Below are 17,548 nucleotides of genomic sequence, written 5' to 3' on the forward strand. Positions count from 1 at the left end.
TCAGTTTTGTGCAGTCTGTTCACTGAGAACTTCGCCGCAGATAGTGTTCTGAACCAAGGTCTGGCCAGCCTGGGACACACATACGTCCGGAACAACCACTTGCCCAAACCTGGATCAACCCCCTGCGGGTTACTCAATGAGGAGATCTTCCATGTCCAACTTCGCAATCAACCGCCGCCAGCTGCTGCAGGCCGGGGGCGTCGGTGGCCTCGCCGCCGCACTGGCAGCCATGTCACCAGGCGCCGCCCAGGCAGCCCCCAAGCAACAGGCCGCAGGCGGCCCCATCATCACCGACCTCGGACCCGCGGTGGTCCAGTTTTCGCTGATGAGCTCGCTGCTGGTCGGCGACACGGTCTACATCGGCTCCCGCAACCTGAACCCGGTGCGCATTATCGGCTTCCACCTCCCCACACAAACCATCACGTCACGCACCGACCTGGGCTCGGGCTACAGCATCCAGGCACTGGCCGCCGATGCCACCGGCCAATACCTGTACGCAGGAGTCCTCCGCGACGGGATCGACGGGAAACCAAACATCTACCGCTGGGACCTGGGCACCCCCGACCAGCCCGCAATAGGAGTCGGCGAAACCGGCGACCGTGACATCCGCTCCCTGGCCGTCGCCCCCGACGGCAAGGTCTACGCTGCCGGCGGCGGGCTCACCACCAATGCCCCGGCCCTGTGGGAATACGACCCCGCCACGAACGCCACCACCAGCTGGGGCGTGCCGGACCCGGGAGCAACCATCGCGCAGTCCGTTGCGGCCACCGCCAGCACCGTCTACTTCGGCACAGGCAGTACGCTCGGCGGAGGAAACGGCTCAAGCCCCGCCCGGCTGTTTGCCTTCGACCGGACCACAAAGACGTCCACAAACATCCTGCCCGCCGACGTGGCGACGGGCGTGTCCGTGACTTCCCTCAGCGTGCTGGACGGGCAGCTGGGAGTCGGCGTCAAGGGTCCAGGGAAGTCCGTACTGATCAATCTGGCTGATCACTCCAAATACACGATCATCCCGAAGACCGGCGTGATGTTCCGGCAGCTCGGGAACCAGGTGTTCTTCGTCAAGGAACCGGGCGTCTGGGCCTACAACATCACGACGAAGAAAATAACGCAGATCCTCACGGAGGACGTGGGCGCGATGTGGGGCCTGGACGTCCACGGCACCAAAGCGGTCACGGTATCGTCCTACGACGTCATCGAGATCAACCCTGCCACGGCGACAGCCGTGAAGTACGACCTCACCGAGGCCGGAGCGCCCGGCGGACCACAGCTGTGCATGGGCCTCGCAGCAGGCGCCGGCGATGTCTACGTGGGCGGCACCGGAACCATCGCCCGCCACCAGCTGGCATCCGGACAGGTCTCCTACCTCCGGGCCACCGGCGAAGCGAAAGACGCCGTCGTCGTCGGCGGTGTCCTCTACACCGGCCAATACAACTCACGGGGCATCTATGCCTACGACCCCACCACCGGGCAGCTCCCCTTCCAGGTCGCCGCACTTCCCGCCGGGCAGAACCGGCCGCTCGATGTCTGCTGGGATGCCGTCAACGGGCTCGTCATCGCAGGCGCCCAGAACGACACCGGCGGCGGCGGGTGTTTCGCCGCCTACAACCCGGTCACCAGCCAGGTCACCACCAAGGTCAACCCGATCGACAGCCTCCAGATGGTCCGCGCGGTGGCAACAAAAGACGGCGTTGCCTACCTCGGCGGCGACAACATCTACGCCAGCGGCCCGCGCAGCACCGTTGTCGCCTGGGATCCGGTCGCCAACCAGGAACTGTGGCGCATCGATCCCGGCCAGAGCGAAGGCATCGCCGCCCTCGCCATCCAGGGCCGGTACCTCTACGGCATGTCCCGGCGTGCTGCCGGCCTGTTCGTCATTGACCTGGATACCCGCCAGCTCGTCCATACCGGCGATCTGAGCGGCGTGTGCACGGACTTCGGGGCCCTGACGGTCAGCCGGGGCATCGTCTACGGTGTCTCCGACACGACGGTCTTCCGCATCGACCCCATCACCTTCGCCGTCTCAGTGGTAGTGGCCGGCATCAACGGGGGCTGGTACAGCGGCCCGCACATTGCCGCGGACGAGGACGGCCTGCTGTACACGACCCGGGGCACCAACCTCGTCCGGATTGACGACGTCGGAGCAATGCAGACCCTGCGGCGCCAACCGGCTTGACCCGGGCACGGCGGCCACTCCGCCGTTGCCCAACGCAAAGGGTGGACACGAAACCGTGTCCACCCTTTGCGTTCAGCCGTGGTTGCTGGTCTATGAAGTCAGGCGGCGGCCGGGATCGCGGCGCCGACTGCACCAATGGGCAGCCCGGGGGGCACAAGCCGGACACGCTGTCCCAGAGCCAGCCCGGCAAGAAACGGTGATTGCGCATCCGTGCGGGCCAGTTCCTGGCGGATTCCGCTGAGCAGCGGTTGCCCCAGGGCGTTCAGGCCTCCACCGACGTAGACGGTGGAGGGGTCGTAGGTCAGCCCGAGGACACGGATGGCCGTGGCGGTGGCCTGGAAGAACCGGTCCTGGATTGCCCTGGCCTGCGGATGGCCCGTGAGCGCCTGCTCGAAGAGTGACACTGCCGGCCAGGGGCCCTCGCCCTCCCACTGACGGGCAATGCCCGATCCCGAGGCGAGCATTTCGAGGCAGCCCGTTTGGCCGCAGGGGCACCGCCCGGCGTGCAGGCCCATGGGCAGGTGACCGATTTCTCCGGCTGCACCGGAGGCTCCCCGCACCAGCGCACCGTTGCTGACAAAGCCCGCCGCCAAACCGGTCCCCAGGTTAAGGTAGGCGCTGGATTTCTGCCTGAATTCCTGGCCCTCCGAGAGCAGATGGTGGGCGCCCAGCGCAGCGGCGTTGACATCGTTTTCGACGTGGACCTCGAGTCCGAGCTCACGGTGCGCCAGCGTGCCCAGCTCCAGGCTCGCGACGCCGACGTTCACCGCATTCGATACGTGCCCGGAAAAGGTATCCACCGTCCCCGGGATCCCGATGCCCACGCTGGCGACGGAATACCCCGCCAGGTCCCCCGCGCTGCGCAGCTCCCCGATGACGTCGAAGAGAGTGCGAAGCAGCTCCCGGTTTCCGTGGCCGGTGGGGCGGCGCAGCGTGTGCAGAACGTGGTTGTCGCCGTCGATGGCCACAGCTTCCGTTTTGGTTCCGCCGATGTCCACACCGATCCTCATGGTGCGCATGGACGGTTGCACTGGAGTGATTGACTCTGGCATCAAGGACCCCTACTTCCTCGGGTGGTCGTCGATCCGGATGAGGTTGCGGCCACGCATGGTGTACAGGTAGCCATCCTCGTCGTTGGTGATGTGGGATCCGCTGTACCAGCCGCCGTTGGTGTCCGCGAGGACCGTTGCCACGTCGAATGTCTTTGGGTCGAAGCGGAACACGTTGGTGTCCGAGACGCCGTAGATTGCGCCGCGGTTGGCCACCAGGGCGCCGAATCCGTAGGACAGGGACCTGATGTCTGCCTGGTGCACGAGTGTGCGCGTGGGGATGTCGATGACGAAGATGCCGCCCTTGCGGGTCAGCCCATACAGGTTCCGGCCCTGGATGGCGAGTGCGGAAATGCCCGCCCCCATTCCGGGTTCGAGCCGCCAGAGCTCCGTGCCTGCTACGGGGTCGAAGGCGACAACGGTGCCAGGGCCGTCCAGCGTGGGCAGGCCGCCGCCGAGGTAGGCCACGCCGTCGCGGGTGGCTACGGCGCGCAGGAGTTGGCGGTTGTCGATCGGGTTGATGAAGCACTGTTTCGCCCCGGTGGCAGGATCGTAGGTCCAGAAGGACCCGCCGCCCTCGGTGTCGGACTGCGCGGCGACCAGCATGAGCCTGTTGACGTCGTCCCAACAAACGTCGAGCGGCCGGTTCTGCGCGCCGGGGAAGTCGGCCGCCTGGTGGATCGGCAGGCCGCTGAGCGGATCGTATTTCCAGATGCCCTGCGAGCTGTACTGGCCCGTGTAGAGGACACCGTCAACGATGACGGCGTCCTTGGCCTCGCCCTGGGACTGCAGGTTGACCACCTCGCCGGTGGCGAGCGAGTGGCGGGCGATCACGCCGTTTCCGCCGACGTAGGCGAAACCTGCGCCCGCGGCAATGCCCATGACCGTCTGGGGAGTGGCAGATGCGCCTGCTTCACCAAGGTCGGTGATCGCCATGCCCCCTGTGCCGGGGTCGATCTCGGCCACGAAGCCGTAGCCCGAGGTGGCCAGGATTTTGTTGTTCCTGGCGTCCACGCCCCAGATTTCGCCGAGGGACGGGCCTCTGAGGGTCAGCTGTGAGACCGAGTTCGTGGGCACGGAGTAAGCGCACAGGCCCGTCTCGTTGGCGAAGTAGACCTGGTCGCCGATGCTGGTGAAGTTCTTGGCGGTCTTGCCGATGGACGTCGCCACGGCGTAGGAAGCGAGGTTGCCCAGGTCCATGAGGGCCACCTTCGACTGCTGGGTGGACGCTGCGGAACTGACCAGGAGTTTGTCGCCGAGGATGGCCAGTTCCCGGATACTGGGATCGGCCAGCATCTCCGAGGGCGTGACATTCGCGAAGGTTCGGGTGGCGCGGCTATACGCCCAGAGGCAGGCACGGCCCGCGCTGCCGCCGCCGCCGAGGGTGCTCCCGGCGCCGAAGAAGACCGTGGCGTCCGTGGCCGCAACCGCGCGCGCCAGCGTGGCGCCCGTGTCCGGGATGCCCAGGCTGATGACCTGGCCGCTTACCGGGTCATACTCCCACAACGCCGGCTTGGTGGGACTCCCGCCGCCCACCGCGTACAGGCGGCCGTCCGGTGCCACGCTGAGATCGCGCACGTCGCGGTCACCGATCCGGCCGATCGGCGTTGCCTTCGTGGACAGGCTGGCCAGGTCCCAGCGGTAGAGGTTCGGCAGGGTGCCAACGGCATTTTGGAGGACGCCGGCGTACAAGTAGCGGCCCGTGGAATCGGCCGCCAGGGCCTGGATGCTGTAGCCCGTGTCCAGCACGGTCTCGCCCACCACCTTGCCTGAAGGTACGTGGAAAGCGACGATCCGGACGGGATCGAGATTGCGGGAACCGATGTAAACGATGTCGCCGACCAAAATCGAACTCATCAGCGAAAACTGGACCACCGCCGGTCCCAGGTCGACGATGTCGGTGGTGCCGGCTGCGGGGGCCGTGCCCGTCGCCGCTGCCGGTCCGGACGAGGTCAGGCCCAGGGCGGCCGCGAGGCCGGCTGCGCCGCCTGCCTGGAGGATGGCGCGCCTGCTGATATGCGAGATCTGCATTGAACTTCCTTTGTGCTGGAGGGGAGGTGAAAAGCTGTGGCGACGTGCCGCCGTCGTACTTTTTGGGCAGGAAGTACCGCGGAAGTATTCGCTGAAGTCCCGCGTACGACGGCGGTGCGCCGGTTATGCGGTGAAGGCCAGGTCCTCGACCCGGACGGGGAAGCGCAGCGGTTCGCCGCGGGAGATACGGTGGGCCTCGGCCACTGCGGTGGCCGCCAGCCGCTCCAGCTCGCTGCCGAGTGACCCGGCAAGGTGCGGGGTCAGCAGGACATTCGGGTTGGAGTAGAAGCCCGAATCCATGGGCAGGACCCACGGAGTGGTGACGTCCAGGACGGCAAACAGTTCGTGCCGTTCCAGGCGCGCCAGCAGTGCATCCTGGTCCACCAACTCGCCGCGGGCGGTGTTGATGAAGGTGGACCCGGTGCGCAGGCGCGCAATCAGTCCGGCATTGATCATGTTGAGGGTGGTGGGAAGCGATGGCGCATGCAATGACACCACGTCGCTGCTTTCGATCAGTTCCTCCAGGCCCACCAGCTGCACGCCGAGGTTCGCCGCCTCATCCGGGCCCAGGTACGGGTCTGCCACCACGACGTCGAGTTCGAACGGTTTGAGCAGACGGATGACGTGCCTGCCGATTTTGGAGGCTCCGATGATGCCCACCCGTTTGCCGTAGTTGCCCATGTCCGGGAATAGTCCATCCGGCTCGACGGGTGTCTTGTCACGGTGCAGCGTCCGCGCAATCTGCAGGACCCTTTTATTAGCCAGCAGAATCATGGCCAGCGCGTATTCAGCCACCGGGATCGCGTTGGCGTCTGCTGCCGTGCTGACCTGGATGCCGCGGGTCCAGCACTCACCATCCACATGGTGTTTCACCGTCCCGCCGGCGTGCAGGATGTGGCGCAGCCGCGGGGCGGTGTCCAGGACGGCCGCATCCACCGTGGCGCAGTTCCACCCGGTGATGAGGATGTCGGTTTCGGCCAGCAGCCCCCGCGAACGGGAAGAGGTGAACTCCTCCATGGGCTCGGGGCTCAGCAGGCGCAGGCCGGCGTTCAGGGATTCCAGGCTTCGGGTGGAGAAGATCCTCGGGGCGACGCCGGGGCCCATGGCAAGGGAAACGTTCAGCATTTCCGGACTCATTTGACGGCTCCTGCGGTCAGCCCGGACTTCCAGAAGCGCTGCAGCATGATGAACGCCACCAGCAGCGGAATGATGGAGAGCAGCGAGCCGGTGATCACCATGGGGACAAACTCGGGCTGGGGAACCGCGTAGCCCTGCCAGATGGAGATGCCCACGCTGACGGGCAGCAGCTGCTGGTCCTGGAGCATGACCAGGGGAAGCATGAAGTTGTTCCACACCCCGACAAACTGGAAGAGGGCAATGGTGATGTAGCCGGGCATCATCATGGGCAGGCCCAGGGAGAAAAAGGAGCGGATGGGGCCGGCGCCGTCCACGCGCGCTGCCTCCAGCGTTTCCATGGGGACGTAGGAGGAGGCATAGACGCGGGCCAGGTACACGCCGAACGGGTTGCAGAGGACAGGGATCAGGATGGCCCAGATGGTGTTGGTCATTCCCACCACCGATGCCAGCAGGTACATGGGCAGCACCGTTGCCGTGTTCGGAATCAGGACGCCAACCAGCACGAAGCCGAACAGCGAGTCCTTGCCGCGGAACTGGAATTTATCAAAGGCATACCCGGCCATGACGGAGATGAGGCTGCCAACCACGGCACCGACGCCGGCATAAAGAATGGAGTTGCCCATCCAGCGGAAGAACAGGCCCCCGTCCTGGGCAGCCACGGCTGCGATGTTTTCGAAGAGGGCAAAGTTGCCCAGGGCGTAGGCGCTGGTGCCGTAGAGGTCTGCGGCGTTCTTGGTGGACGCGAAAAGCAGCCACAGGACCGGAACCACCATGTAGAGGGATCCCAGGACCAGCAGGCCGTTGACAGTGAGCTTGCTGCCGAAACCGCCTTGCCGGGCGGTGGACTGGCGTGCCGTGGACTTCCGGCGCTGCGCGGGTTTCTTAGCCATGGGCTTGGTCTCTTTGGTCCGGGCGACGGGCAGGGTATTGGTGCTCATGGTTTGTTCATCCTGGAACTGAAGCGGGTGACAACCAGGGACAGGATAGCTGCCAGCCCGGCAATGATGATCGAGGCGGCCGCTGCCTGGTTAAGGTTGTGCCTGATGAAGGCCGCGTCGTACGCCCACAGATTGGGCACCCAGGTACTGGTGATGGACGGGGTGGCCTTGGCGATGATGGAGGGCTCGGTGAAGAGCTGCAAGGTTCCAATGATGGTGAACAGCATGATCACGCCCAGCGCCGGCAGGATGAGCGGGAATTTGATGCTCAGCGCCGTCCTGATTTCGTTGGCACCGTCCACCCGCGCCGCTTCCAGGATTTCCCGGGGAACGGCCTGCAGTGCGGTGAACAGGATGATGACGTTGTAGCCGGTCCATTCCCACACGCCGATGTTGACGATTGCCGGGAGGACCAAGTGCGCATCCAGGAAGTTGATCTGGATGCCGCCGCCCTGGAGCGCCTGCACCAGCGGGCTGATACCGGGAGTGTAGAGGTAGGCCCAGATCAGGGCAGCGATGACGCCGGGCACGGCGTGCGGAAGGAAGACGAGCAGCTGGAACAGCTTGCGTGCCCGGGCAACCGTTGCATCAAGGAGGAGCGCGAAGACGACTGCGCTTCCCACCATGACGGGAATGTAGATCAGGCAGTACAACCCAAGCCGGGCGATGCCGCTGACGAAGGATTCCGAGGCAAGGACCTGGAAGTAGTTCTCGAGTCCCACAAAAACGGTCTTGGCTTCGCCGAATCCGAGGCCCGATTTCTGCTGTGCATAGAAGCTCAGCACAATCGAGTAGATGACCGGTGCCACCATGGCGATGGCAAATACGGCGAAGAACGGGACCAGGAAGATGGCGGCGGTCCTGCCGCCGGTTCCGGAGGCTGCACTGCGTCCTGGGGCGGCGCCGCGCTTGCGGAGCGGGACAGTAGGGGCCTGAAGGGCCATGATGATCTCCTAACTGACTGGGCTGCCTCCTCGGAGGCAGCCCAGTGTGTAACTACTCTTTGACGGAAAGCCCGTTTTGCTTGAGTCCGGCCACTGTTGCCGCCTGGGCCGTATTGACGGCCTCCAGAACCGTGCCGCCGGTGCTGAGGTTGCCGTAAGCGTCCTTGAGGGCCGTGTTGGTGAGGTCCCAGCTGGGGCCCCACTGCCAGTCCGGGCTGACTGTGGTGTAGGCCTTGTTGAAGACGGCGTAGATATCGTTGCCGAAGTAGCTCGCGTCGTAGGCCTGCTGTGCCACGGGAGTCAGGCCCGGGAAGGCGAGGAACGCCGAGCCGGTGTTTCCGCGCGCCTTGATGGCTTCCTCGTCTGTGGTGAGGAACTCGATGAACTTGGCGGCGGCTGCCGGGTTCTTGCTGCTCTTGGTGACGTTGAAGCTCGAGCCGCCGTAGAAGGCGCCGGCCGGTGTGCCCCAGTTGGGCATTTCGGCGGCAATCCACTGGCCCTTCTGTCCGCTCGCTTCAGTGCGCTTCTGGATGCCCGTGGCGCTCCAGTTCGCGCCAATGACGCCGACTACCGTGCCGTTCGCCAGGTCGAGGCTCCACTCATCGCTGTAGGCCTGGGTGACCTTGACGAGCTTGTCGTCGATCAGCTTCTGCCAGTAGCCGGCAACCTTCTTGGTGGCGTCGTCGTTCACGCCGACCTTCCAGCTGTCGCCCGAGGTACCGAACCATTTGGCCCCGGCCTGCCAGGCGAGCGCAGCGGTGGCGGGTACCTGGTTGGGGTTGAAGCTGGCCAGGTAGGCGTTGGGAGCCACCGCCTTGAGCTTTCGTGCCGCCGCTTCGAATTCCTGCCAGGTCTTCGGGACCTCGACGCCGGCCTTGGCCAGCATGTCCTGGCGGTAGTACATGACCATGGGAGCCGCGTCATACGGCAGGCCATAAGTCTTATCGCCGAATTGGACCATGCCCCGGATTTCGCCGGCGAGCTTGTCCACGGTGGCGGATTTGTCGATCAGTCCGTCCAGCGGCTGCACCTGGCCGTTGCTGACGAACTGCGGCAGCTGCGGGTACTCGATGGTGGAGACGTCGGGGCCGTTTCCCGCGGTGATGGCCGTGGACAGCTTGGCGTAGCCGCCGCTGTCCGCGTTGGGGATCGTTTCGAAGGTGACCTTGATCTTGCTTTGGCTGGCGTTGAACGCGGCAGCCACTTTGTCCATGCCCGCAAGGGCTGACCAGAAGGTGATGGTGCCCGAGGGATCCTCGGTGGGTGTGGGGACCGCGGACGGCGTGGGGCCGGTTCCGCAGGCTGCCAGCAGCAGTGCGCTGGTGGCCAGGCTAGCCGCCCCCATGAGCAGATTGCGACGCTTCATTGTTCTCCCTTGAAATCCACGATGCGAAGGTGGGATGTGGTCGGTGCCACATGCTGTATTTCAATGAAACACGCAAACTTGAACAAAGCCAACGAAGTGAACAGTAGTGAACATAATGGGGTGTTCGTTGCCTTTGATCGCTAGGATCGCCCCGTTGCCACTAGCTGGCCGTCGAATCCCTGACAACCAAAGTGGGGGACAGGATGACCCGCTGGAGCGCGAGGCTCGAGACCCGCCGGGGGCCCAGGCGGTTGAGGCACATTTGTACGGCGTGGTAGCCGACATCGAACTTCGGCGGGGCAACGGCGCTCATGGGCACGGACCCGAATGACGCGATTTCATCGTCATAGGCCACCAGCGCAAGATCCCCCGGAACGTGGAGCCCCCTGGCCTCGCAGAGGTCGGCAAACATCAGCGCGTCCTCGTCATTGTGGACGATGGCGGCAGTCGCCCCGGCGCCTACGAAACCGCTCACGATGCGGTCCAACTCCTGACGGAGCGTCTCTGGGTCGTTCGCCGCAAGCGATATGGCGCGTGTCAGGGCGGCGTCGTGCGGCAACCCCGCCGCCTGCATGGCTAAGCGGTAACCGTCGCTGACGGGGGCTGACGTGGGACTGCTTTCGCGCACGCACAGCGCTATTTTCCGGTGGCCCAGGGACACAAGATGGTTGACAGCCAACTCCGCCCCCCGCACATGGTCACTCCGCACGGACTCCAGACGGCCCTCGTCCATGACCCCGTCGATCGAGCGCTCGACGACGATCACGGGGACTTCGGCAGATGCCAGCAGGCCCAGGGTGGCTGTGTTGGCGAGGGATTCGCCGCTGGGTGTCACCAGCAGTCCGTCGACACCGCTTTTCAGCAGCCGTTGAATTTGGCGTTGCTCTTCGGCGGCGGAGTAGTTCGAGACCCCCAGGACCAGCCTGACTCCCAACTCCTGGGCTGCCGTCTCCGCGCCCCTGATGATCCCGGGAAAGTAGTACCTGGCCGTGGGCACGATCATGCCGATGGTGGCCAGCGGTCGCTGCCGGCCGGACGGCCCGGTGCCACTTCCGGCCGAAGCCGGAGTCCCCGGGCCCCGCACGCCTTGACTGGTGTTTCCGTGGCCCTGACCCGCGGGACCCCGGGCGGCGCCCGTTCCTGCCACTGCACCGCCATGGACCCGCTGAAGCAAGCCCTGGCCGTCAAGGAAGGCAAGATCGCGCCGGACGGTCATGCCCGAGATTCCCAGCCTCTTTGCAAACTCGGCCGCGTTCAATGATCCGCGGAGCGCCAGCTCGCGAAGGATCTGATTTTGCCTGTCCTCAGTCAACACCGGAGTGCCATCCTTAGTGTTTAGTTTTGTGCACTTTGTTCACCATGAACTACATACGACATATTGTGAGGAGTCAAGACACCCGCACGAAACTGCTCAATTGAGGACGATGTTCGTTGTGCAATCGGAGGACTCACCTCACCCGAACCCGAAGGGGACGTGCCCACATGACGCAAACAGGAATTAGTTTGGGCCTTTGCTCCGTGACCCTTCGGGCACTCAGCATTGACGACGTCGTACGAACCGCTGCCGTTGCCGGGGTGGCCGGAATCGAGTGGGGTTCCGATGTGCATGTCCACGACGCCGCCTCCGCGGCGTATGCCCGAACTGCGACGGAGGCGGCCGGGCTTAGCGTCCTGTCCCTCGGGTCTTATTACCGTGCCGGATCATTCGGCGATTTTGGGGGCGTTCTGGCCCTCGCAGCGGAACTCGGAGCATCCAGGATCCGGATCTGGGCCGGCGACGTGGGTTCTGCCGAGGCCACAGGGGCGCAATGGGACGCCGTCGTCGAGGACACGCAGCGGATCGCAGGTCTCGCCACCGCGCGGGGCGCAGGCCTGGCCTTCGAGTATCACGGCGGCACTCTGACTGATTCGTCCGCGACCACGCTCGAACTCCTTCGCCGCGTCGACCGGCGCGCCGTCGGCACGTATTGGCAGCCGGCCGTCGGCCTGGACGACGGGCAAGCCCTCGAGTCGCTGAGCCAGGTGATCGGGCAGATAGTGGGCGTCCACTGCTTCTCGTGGTGGCCGAACGCGGAACGGCTGCCGCTGGCAGCCCGAACGCAGCTGTGGCAGGGCGTTTCCAACGTCCTGCACGCCCACGGCAGAGACCTGGACGTCATGCTGGAGTTCGTCGTCGGCGACCTGCCGGCGAACGTGATCACTGACGCAGCATTCCTCATAGACGCCTTAGGTTGCAGCGGCAGGCAAACGACGCCGGCCGGCCATCTTTGAAAAGTGACCGGCGGGCGTCGTCCGCTGCGAAAGGACGTTACGGCAGCACCACGGTCCTGTTCCCGTGCAGGCCGAGAAAGCTGGACGCAGATCACCACCCGGGGTATTGGAGCGATGCGTAGGTGATCCCAAGCATGGCCAGCATGCCAAGAACGCCTACTAACCAACCTTCGATAGTCTTTCGCCGCTTCTTATTGCGTGTGCTGTCAGTATCGCTAAGCAAGGACGAGCTTCCCTTCATGCACGGCCGGCATGAGCTTCTTACGGGCAAGATCCCCGGTCACTCCGAAGAACACCAACGACGACGGACCGGCAACCAGGTTCAGACGACGGTCACGCGGGTCACGGAGCGGATTTCCAGATCGGGGTGAGCGGACGGGGGTAACTGGCATTTGCTGCTTTCTGGGCGGAGGGCAATATCGGGCCGGATACTGCACTACCAGATGCGGCGGCCGGACCCTTCCGGTGCCGACCGCCGCATCATGCGTGAGGATCAGACGATGGCGGCCTTGAGCTCCTTGGCTGCCAATGCGGGATCAGCTGCACCGTAAATGGCGCCGCCGGCCACGGCAACCTCGGCGCCGGCCCGCTGGACGGCTTCGATCGTGGAGAGGTTGACGCCGCCGGCCACCGAGAAGGGGACGCGTGCTTCGGCACCGGCACTGAGCAGTCCATCCAGGTCGAAGCCGGGCTGGGCCTGCTCGTCCAGTCCTGCGTGGAACTCAACGAACTGGGCGCCAAGGGCCCGTGCTTCCTTGGCGCGGGTGACCTTGTCCGGCACGCCAATGAGGTCCACGACGATGCCTTTGTTGTGTGCACGGGCCGCCTTCACGGCACCGGCAATGGTCGAATCGTCGGCGCTGCCCAGCACGGAGACGAGGTCTGCGCCGGCCTTGAATGCGATGTCGGCCTCAAGTTCTCCGGCATCCATGGTCTTCATGTCGGCGAAAACGACCTTGTCAGGGTGGGCCTGCTTGACTGCGGTCACAGCCGTAAGGCCGGCTGCCTTGATCAGGGGCGTACCGAGTTCGATGATGTCAACGTACTCGGCGACCTTGCCGGCCAGCTCAAGCGCGTCTTCGGTGGTCAGGAGGTCCATAGCTACCTGAAGCTTCATGATGTTTCTCTTTCTGTTGGTGTTGGTAAGGGGTAAAGGAAGAGGTTTATTCGAGATTCGCGTGCCGGAGCCAGAGTTCTTCAGCCGGTGCGTCGGTGTCGTTCCAGATGGTTTGGAAAATGGCTTCGGTGAGGACGAAGAGGACCTGTTCGAAGAGGCTTCCCGAGTATTGGCGGGTGACACTGGAGCCGTGATCCGTCTTTTGTGCGGCGGGTACGATCACCAGGGAATCCGCCAGATCCGCGAGGCGGGAGTCGGGGTTGGTGGTCACCGCGGCCACACGGGCACCGGCCGCCGCAGCTGTTTCGGCTGCCTTGACCACGCCGGATGTGGAGCCGGAGCCGGAAGCGACCAGAAGTGCATCGCCGGCGCGGATGGCCGGAGTCGTGGTGTCGCCCGCTACGTGGACGTTGAGGCCGAGATGCATCAACCGCATGGCAGCCATGCGGAGGACGAGGCCACTGCGGCCGGCACCGGCGACGAAAACCCTGTCGGCGGAACGGATGGACGCCGTCATGGCTTCCAAACGGTCTCCATCGACCCGGGCTGCTGTGCCGCTGATCTCGCCTGCAATGAGGGACAAGTTCTGGAGTATTGCCCCCGCGCTTAGTCGGTCCGATGAACCGAGTGCTGTTGGACCCACAATTATTTCCTTCGCTCTGTTGGAGGCGTCCATCCATCTGGGATGTATTCCGCCACTAATCCTGCCGCTGCTTTGGTATGGGTGTAACGCCCACTAAAGATGGTCGTGGCTATACTTTCTGGTAGTTCGTGATCTGCTCCTGCCGAAAGGACCCCATGACCAGCCCGCCAGTGGACAGGCTCCCGCCCCTCACGCCGCATGGCGGCCCCGCCGTCCCGGCTCTGCCTTGGCCGTTGCTGCAGTCCATCGCGGCGGTGGCGAACGCGCCACTGACCTCCATAGCGGAAGAACTACGGAAGGCGCTGGATCCTTATCTCGGCAGCAGCGCCCTCGTGATCTTCACGGAGGACTGCACCGGGAGGCCCCAGAAGAAGGCGGGTTTGGAGAGCATCATTTCAGGCGTGTCCATCGATGAGCTGGACAGCCTCCGTGCTTCCCTCAGCGGGGAGGAACCCTGGGTGGGGGAGGCCGTGATCGCCGCGAAGGAACGTCCCGTTTTCGCGATGAAGTACCTCTCCAGCAGGGCCTTGCTGGTGCTCACCGACCCTGCTGTGCCCGGCCCTGTGGCCGGTAACGCGGACGCGGACCTCGACATCGCCAAATACCTCTGGCACCTTGCCGCGCACCGGATTCACGAAAAGGTCGCGGACGCTCCGCCTGCATATTTGTTGGAGTCCAGGGCGGCGTCAGCTGAACGCCTCCGGGTGACTTCCGAGCTGGTGGACCAGCACGCGACGACGCTTGAGATCGTCGCCGGGGCGCTGAGGTCAACGGCGCTGGACGACGCCGCAGCACGTGCAGCAGCCACGGATTTGGTGGCCAAAGCCCTGGTGCGGCTGCGCACGTTGAGTGACAGGACCACGGACCTGATCGAAGAACCGGTAGCCAAGGCCTTCGAGCGCCTCAGGGAAGACCTTCTTCCGCTGACGCGTTTCAGCGGGGTGGAAGTGCAGTTCGTCGAGCCTCCCCTAAACGGGCGGGCCCTCCCTGGGGAAGTCGCCCATGCAGCCCGAGCCATCGTGCGGGGCTTGCTGCTGGCCATGCTGGACCAGCCGGAAGTTCGAAGGGTCCGGGCCCAGTGGGATTGCGACGGCGAGAATCTGCTGATCAATGTCCGCGACGACGGCGGCGGCACTCTTGCCGCCGACGCATCCAGTTTGGGCAGGTTGGACCGGCGGGTTCAGGCCCTGGACGGGAAGATGCAGGTAGATGTCATGGCCGGCTGGGGTGCAGATGTCTCCGTGACGCTTCCGTTGGATGCCCCGCAGGCTGCTCCTGCCGACGTCAGCGCCTGGAAATTGGGCAGCCGCGAGTTGGAAGTGCTGCAGCACCTGGCATCCGGTCAGCGGAACAGGTCCATCGCAGGCGCCCTCAACATCAGTGAGAACACGGTCAAGTTCCACGTGGGAAACATCTTCCGGAAGATGGGCGTGACCTCGCGTACGGAGGCAATAGCTCTGGCAAACAGCTTCGGCCTGCGGTGAATTTGAAGCAATACGTTGTCGTCAGCGGGGACCGAGGTCGCTGTCAACGTACGAGCCGGGGCGGTTTTCGGTGTCGTGCCGGCAGTTGCAGCCACCATCCACCTGCAGCCGCACGGTCGCTGGACTCGATGATTCAAGCTGGATATCCACTGACTCCTGTCCGTTCGTGCTGACCCGGAGAATCGGTTCTTGATCGTGGCGACCGTACATGTAATAGCCTCTGCATCTGGGTGGGGGTGTGAGTGTGCCCCGGTGGCACGGGCCGGGAAGCCGCGTGCCGCCGGGGCGGGTTTGTTACTGATGGTGTGGGTCTATTTACTGTTCGGGTCTGTTTGCCGGGTCTGGACGGTGGGGATGCTGCCGGTGTGCGTGCCGCCCTGGTGGGAGTCCGGGTCCGGGCATGATTCGGCGCAGTCGTGCTTCGTGACCAGGTCGAATTGAACGCCGCCGTGCTGTTCCACGCCGGTCCTGATGGCCCGCTCGACGACGGATGTGGCCAGGCGCCGTCGCAGGGACAGCGGATCGCGGCGCAGGTCCTTGGCGAGGGCAAAGCAAAGCAGGAGCATGACGACGATGAACGGTAGCGCTGCGACGATGGTGATGCGTTGCAGGCCGGCCAAAGCCTCCGAAGGTTCATCGCCGCCGGCCAGCAGCATGACCGCCGCCACGGCGCCGGTGAGGCTGCCCCAGAAGATCACTACGCCGCGGCGGGGGTGCTCGGCGCCGTTGGAGCTGAGCGATCCCATCACGATGGAAGCGGCATCGGCGCCGGTGACAAAGAAGATTGCCACCAGGACCATGGCCAGTACGATGACGCCTGCAGTGAGCCAGCCCGGCATGCCAAGGTTCTTGACGAGGTCGAAGAGGGCGCCGTCGAAGTTGACGGACGAGACTCCGTCGACCGTTTTGACCAGCCCGGGCGTGCCTGCCTTGTCGGCTTCTTGCTGGACGTGGAAAGCGGCTCCGCCGAAGATGCCGAACCAGATCACGCTGACGACGCTGGGCACCAGCAGCACGCCGGTGACGAACTGGCGGATGGTGCGGCCGCGGCTGATGCGGGCGATAAACATGCCTACGAAGGGCGTCCAGGAGATCCACCAGGCCCAGTAGAAGATGGTCCAGCTGGTCATCCAGCTCCGAAGGGCCTCATCGCCGACCGCTTCGGTCCGGGACGACATCTCGGCCAGGTCGCGGGCGTAGTCGCCGACGGCGGACGGGATCAGGTTGAGGATGAACAGGGTGGGACCGGCAATAAAAACGATGAGGGCCAGGACGACGGCCAGCACCATGTTGATGTTGGAGAGCCACTGGATGCCGCGGCTGATGCCGGAGACGGCCGACGCGACGAAGCAGAAGGTCAGGACGGCGACGATCCCAACAAGCACGGGAGTGCCGATTTCGCCGAACCAGCCGTTGGAGGTCATGCCGCTGCCGATCTGCAGGGCGCCGAGGCCCAGGGAAGCGGCGGTACCAAAGAGGGTGGCGAAAATCGCCAGGATGTTGATGAACTTCCCGAGCGGGCCTTCCACCATCCTGATGCCGAAAAGTGAGGTGAAGGCTGCGGAGACCAGTTGCCTGCGGCCCAGGCGGTAGGTGCCGTACGCCATGGCAATGCCGACCACTGCATACATTGCCCAGGGGTGCAGGGTCCAGTGGAAGATCGAGGTGGCCATGGCCGTCTGGATGGCTGCGGGGGTGCGGCCGTCCACGGTTCCGGGCGGGGGTGAGATGTAGTGGTAGAGCGGTTCGGCTACACCGTAGAACATCAGTCCGATGCCCATGCCGGCGGCGAACATCATCGCGACCCAGGAGACCGTGCGGAATTCGGGTTTCTCGCCGTCCTTGCCCAGCGGGATATTGCCGAATTTGCCCAGGGCCAGCCACAGGACAAAAACGACGAAGAGGGAAGCCAGGACCATAAAGAGCCAACCGGTGTACTCCATGACCCAGTTCAGGGCAACCGTAGAGGACGAGGCGAGGCTGTCCCGGCCGACGAATCCCCAGATAACAAAGGCGACGGCGATGGCGCCAGTGATCCCGAACGTTACTTTGTCGAGGGTGAGCGAGTGGTTCCGGCGCAGGGAGACGGCCTGCTCGGTCTTGGCATGGCGCAGTTCCTCCAGGATCTGCTCATACTCTTCGGCATCGGGCAATGGTTCTGCGCCTCCGTCCTCCGGATCGAGGACTGCAGGGTTGGTGTCTTCTTCTGCGAGAATACCAATGACTGTTTTGGTGTTTCGAGTACTTTCGGGCTTTTCGTTGGGGGAAGTTACTGCCAAAGCGTAGTCGGCAGGCAAGTCCTCGGGGGTTGAGGTTTTTAATTCACGGCTAATAGCCATGAGCGAATCCTTTGCTCGGCGGATCATGGGCTTGCGGTTAACACATGGCCCTG

Annotated in this window: 13 protein-coding genes and 1 pseudogene; 3 read left to right on the forward strand and 11 right to left on the reverse strand. The window is 64.5% G+C overall.

What is annotated here, in order from left to right:
* Positions 1-151: 151 nt before the first annotated feature.
* Positions 152-2,176, forward strand: coding sequence for a hypothetical protein (locus tag EYS21_RS14215; protein WP_131133848.1), 2,025 nt, complete (start codon positions 152-154; stop codon positions 2,174-2,176).
* A 98-nt stretch (positions 2,177-2,274) separates the two neighbouring features.
* Here EYS21_RS14215 and EYS21_RS14220 read toward each other — a convergent pair whose 3' ends face one another.
* The 7 genes from EYS21_RS14220 to EYS21_RS14250 all read right to left on the reverse strand — a co-directional run bounded on the left by EYS21_RS14220 (position 2,275) and on the right by EYS21_RS14250 (position 10,956).
* Entirely contained in the window at positions 2,275-3,228 is a 954-nt protein-coding gene (locus EYS21_RS14220; protein ID WP_242633432.1) for an ROK family protein, read from the reverse strand.
* A gap of 9 nt (positions 3,229-3,237) precedes the next feature.
* Positions 3,238-5,256 carry a PQQ-binding-like beta-propeller repeat protein gene (locus tag EYS21_RS14225; RefSeq protein ID WP_131133849.1) on the reverse strand — a complete coding sequence of 673 codons (2,019 nt, stop codon included), beginning with the start codon at positions 5,254-5,256 and terminating at the stop codon, positions 3,238-3,240.
* Positions 5,257-5,379: 123 nt separating this feature from the next.
* Positions 5,380-6,393: a hydroxyacid dehydrogenase gene (locus tag EYS21_RS14230; RefSeq protein WP_131133850.1), complete on the reverse strand. Its 1,014-nt coding sequence runs from the start codon at positions 6,391-6,393 to the stop codon at positions 5,380-5,382.
* Positions 6,390-7,331: a carbohydrate ABC transporter permease gene (locus EYS21_RS14235; protein ID WP_131133851.1), complete on the reverse strand. Its 942-nt coding sequence runs from the start codon at positions 7,329-7,331 to the stop codon at positions 6,390-6,392. Before EYS21_RS14235 ends, EYS21_RS14230 begins: the two co-directional genes overlap by 4 nt.
* Positions 7,328-8,275, reverse strand: coding sequence for a sugar ABC transporter permease (locus tag EYS21_RS14240; RefSeq protein WP_131133852.1), 948 nt, complete (start codon positions 8,273-8,275; stop codon positions 7,328-7,330). Before EYS21_RS14240 ends, EYS21_RS14235 begins: the two co-directional genes overlap by 4 nt.
* A 52-nt stretch (positions 8,276-8,327) precedes the next feature.
* Positions 8,328-9,641: a sugar ABC transporter substrate-binding protein gene (locus EYS21_RS14245; RefSeq protein ID WP_131133853.1), complete on the reverse strand. Its 1,314-nt coding sequence runs from the start codon at positions 9,639-9,641 to the stop codon at positions 8,328-8,330.
* Positions 9,642-9,801: 160 nt separating this feature from the next.
* Positions 9,802-10,956 (reverse strand): substrate-binding domain-containing protein, encoded by a 1,155-nt coding sequence (locus EYS21_RS14250; RefSeq protein WP_131133854.1) that lies wholly within the window; start codon positions 10,954-10,956, stop codon positions 9,802-9,804.
* A gap of 203 nt (positions 10,957-11,159) precedes the next feature.
* On the opposite strand from EYS21_RS14250, the gene EYS21_RS14255 reads away from it, so the two are divergent.
* Positions 11,160-11,912 carry a TIM barrel protein gene (locus tag EYS21_RS14255; RefSeq protein ID WP_242633433.1) on the forward strand — a complete coding sequence of 251 codons (753 nt, stop codon included), beginning with the start codon at positions 11,160-11,162 and terminating at the stop codon, positions 11,910-11,912.
* Positions 11,913-12,148: 236 nt separating this feature from the next.
* On the opposite strand, the pseudogene EYS21_RS14260 reads toward EYS21_RS14255, so the two are convergent.
* The 3 genes and pseudogenes from EYS21_RS14260 to hxlB form a co-directional block, all read right to left on the reverse strand.
* A pseudogene (locus EYS21_RS14260) lies at positions 12,149-12,304 on the reverse strand (glucose-6-phosphate dehydrogenase); the annotation flags it as partial.
* Positions 12,305-12,405: 101 nt separating this feature from the next.
* Positions 12,406-13,029, reverse strand: coding sequence for a 3-hexulose-6-phosphate synthase (gene hxlA / locus EYS21_RS14265; RefSeq protein WP_131133856.1), 624 nt, complete (start codon positions 13,027-13,029; stop codon positions 12,406-12,408).
* 46 nt (positions 13,030-13,075) lie between these two features.
* A complete protein-coding gene (gene hxlB / locus EYS21_RS14270) occupies positions 13,076-13,612 on the reverse strand; it encodes a 6-phospho-3-hexuloisomerase (RefSeq protein ID WP_242633434.1) in 537 nt (178 codons plus the stop codon).
* A gap of 215 nt (positions 13,613-13,827) precedes the next feature.
* On the opposite strand from hxlB, the gene EYS21_RS14275 reads away from it, so the two are divergent.
* Positions 13,828-15,156 (forward strand): LuxR family transcriptional regulator, encoded by a 1,329-nt coding sequence (locus EYS21_RS14275; protein ID WP_131133858.1) that lies wholly within the window; start codon positions 13,828-13,830, stop codon positions 15,154-15,156.
* Positions 15,157-15,467: 311 nt separating this feature from the next.
* On the opposite strand, the gene EYS21_RS14280 is transcribed toward EYS21_RS14275, so the two are convergent.
* On the reverse strand, positions 15,468-17,495 hold the full coding sequence (locus EYS21_RS14280; RefSeq protein WP_242633435.1) for a BCCT family transporter: 2,028 nt from the start codon (positions 17,493-17,495) through the stop codon (positions 15,468-15,470).
* Positions 17,496-17,548 lie beyond the last annotated feature (53 nt).

This window comes from Arthrobacter sp. S39, assembly GCF_004320525.1.
GTDB lineage: Bacteria > Actinomycetota > Actinomycetes > Actinomycetales > Micrococcaceae > Arthrobacter.

Coding starts and splice junctions, on each gene's coding strand:
- EYS21_RS14230 (WP_131133850.1), bottom strand. CDS start 6,393: ATGAGTCCGGAAATGCTGAACGTTTCCCTTGCCATGGGCCCCGGCGTC.
- EYS21_RS14215 (WP_131133848.1), top strand. CDS start 152: ATGTCCAACTTCGCAATCAACCGCCGCCAGCTGCTGCAGGCCGGGGGC.
- EYS21_RS14280 (WP_242633435.1), bottom strand. CDS start 17,495: ATGGCTATTAGCCGTGAATTAAAAACCTCAACCCCCGAGGACTTGCCT.
- hxlA (WP_131133856.1), bottom strand. CDS start 13,029: ATGAAGCTTCAGGTAGCTATGGACCTCCTGACCACCGAAGACGCGCTT.
- EYS21_RS14225 (WP_131133849.1), bottom strand. CDS start 5,256: ATGCAGATCTCGCATATCAGCAGGCGCGCCATCCTCCAGGCAGGCGGC.
- EYS21_RS14220 (WP_242633432.1), bottom strand. CDS start 3,228: ATGCCAGAGTCAATCACTCCAGTGCAACCGTCCATGCGCACCATGAGG.
- EYS21_RS14235 (WP_131133851.1), bottom strand. CDS start 7,331: ATGAGCACCAATACCCTGCCCGTCGCCCGGACCAAAGAGACCAAGCCC.
- EYS21_RS14245 (WP_131133853.1), bottom strand. CDS start 9,641: ATGAAGCGTCGCAATCTGCTCATGGGGGCGGCTAGCCTGGCCACCAGC.
- EYS21_RS14240 (WP_131133852.1), bottom strand. CDS start 8,275: ATGGCCCTTCAGGCCCCTACTGTCCCGCTCCGCAAGCGCGGCGCCGCC.
- EYS21_RS14275 (WP_131133858.1), top strand. CDS start 13,828: ATGACCAGCCCGCCAGTGGACAGGCTCCCGCCCCTCACGCCGCATGGC.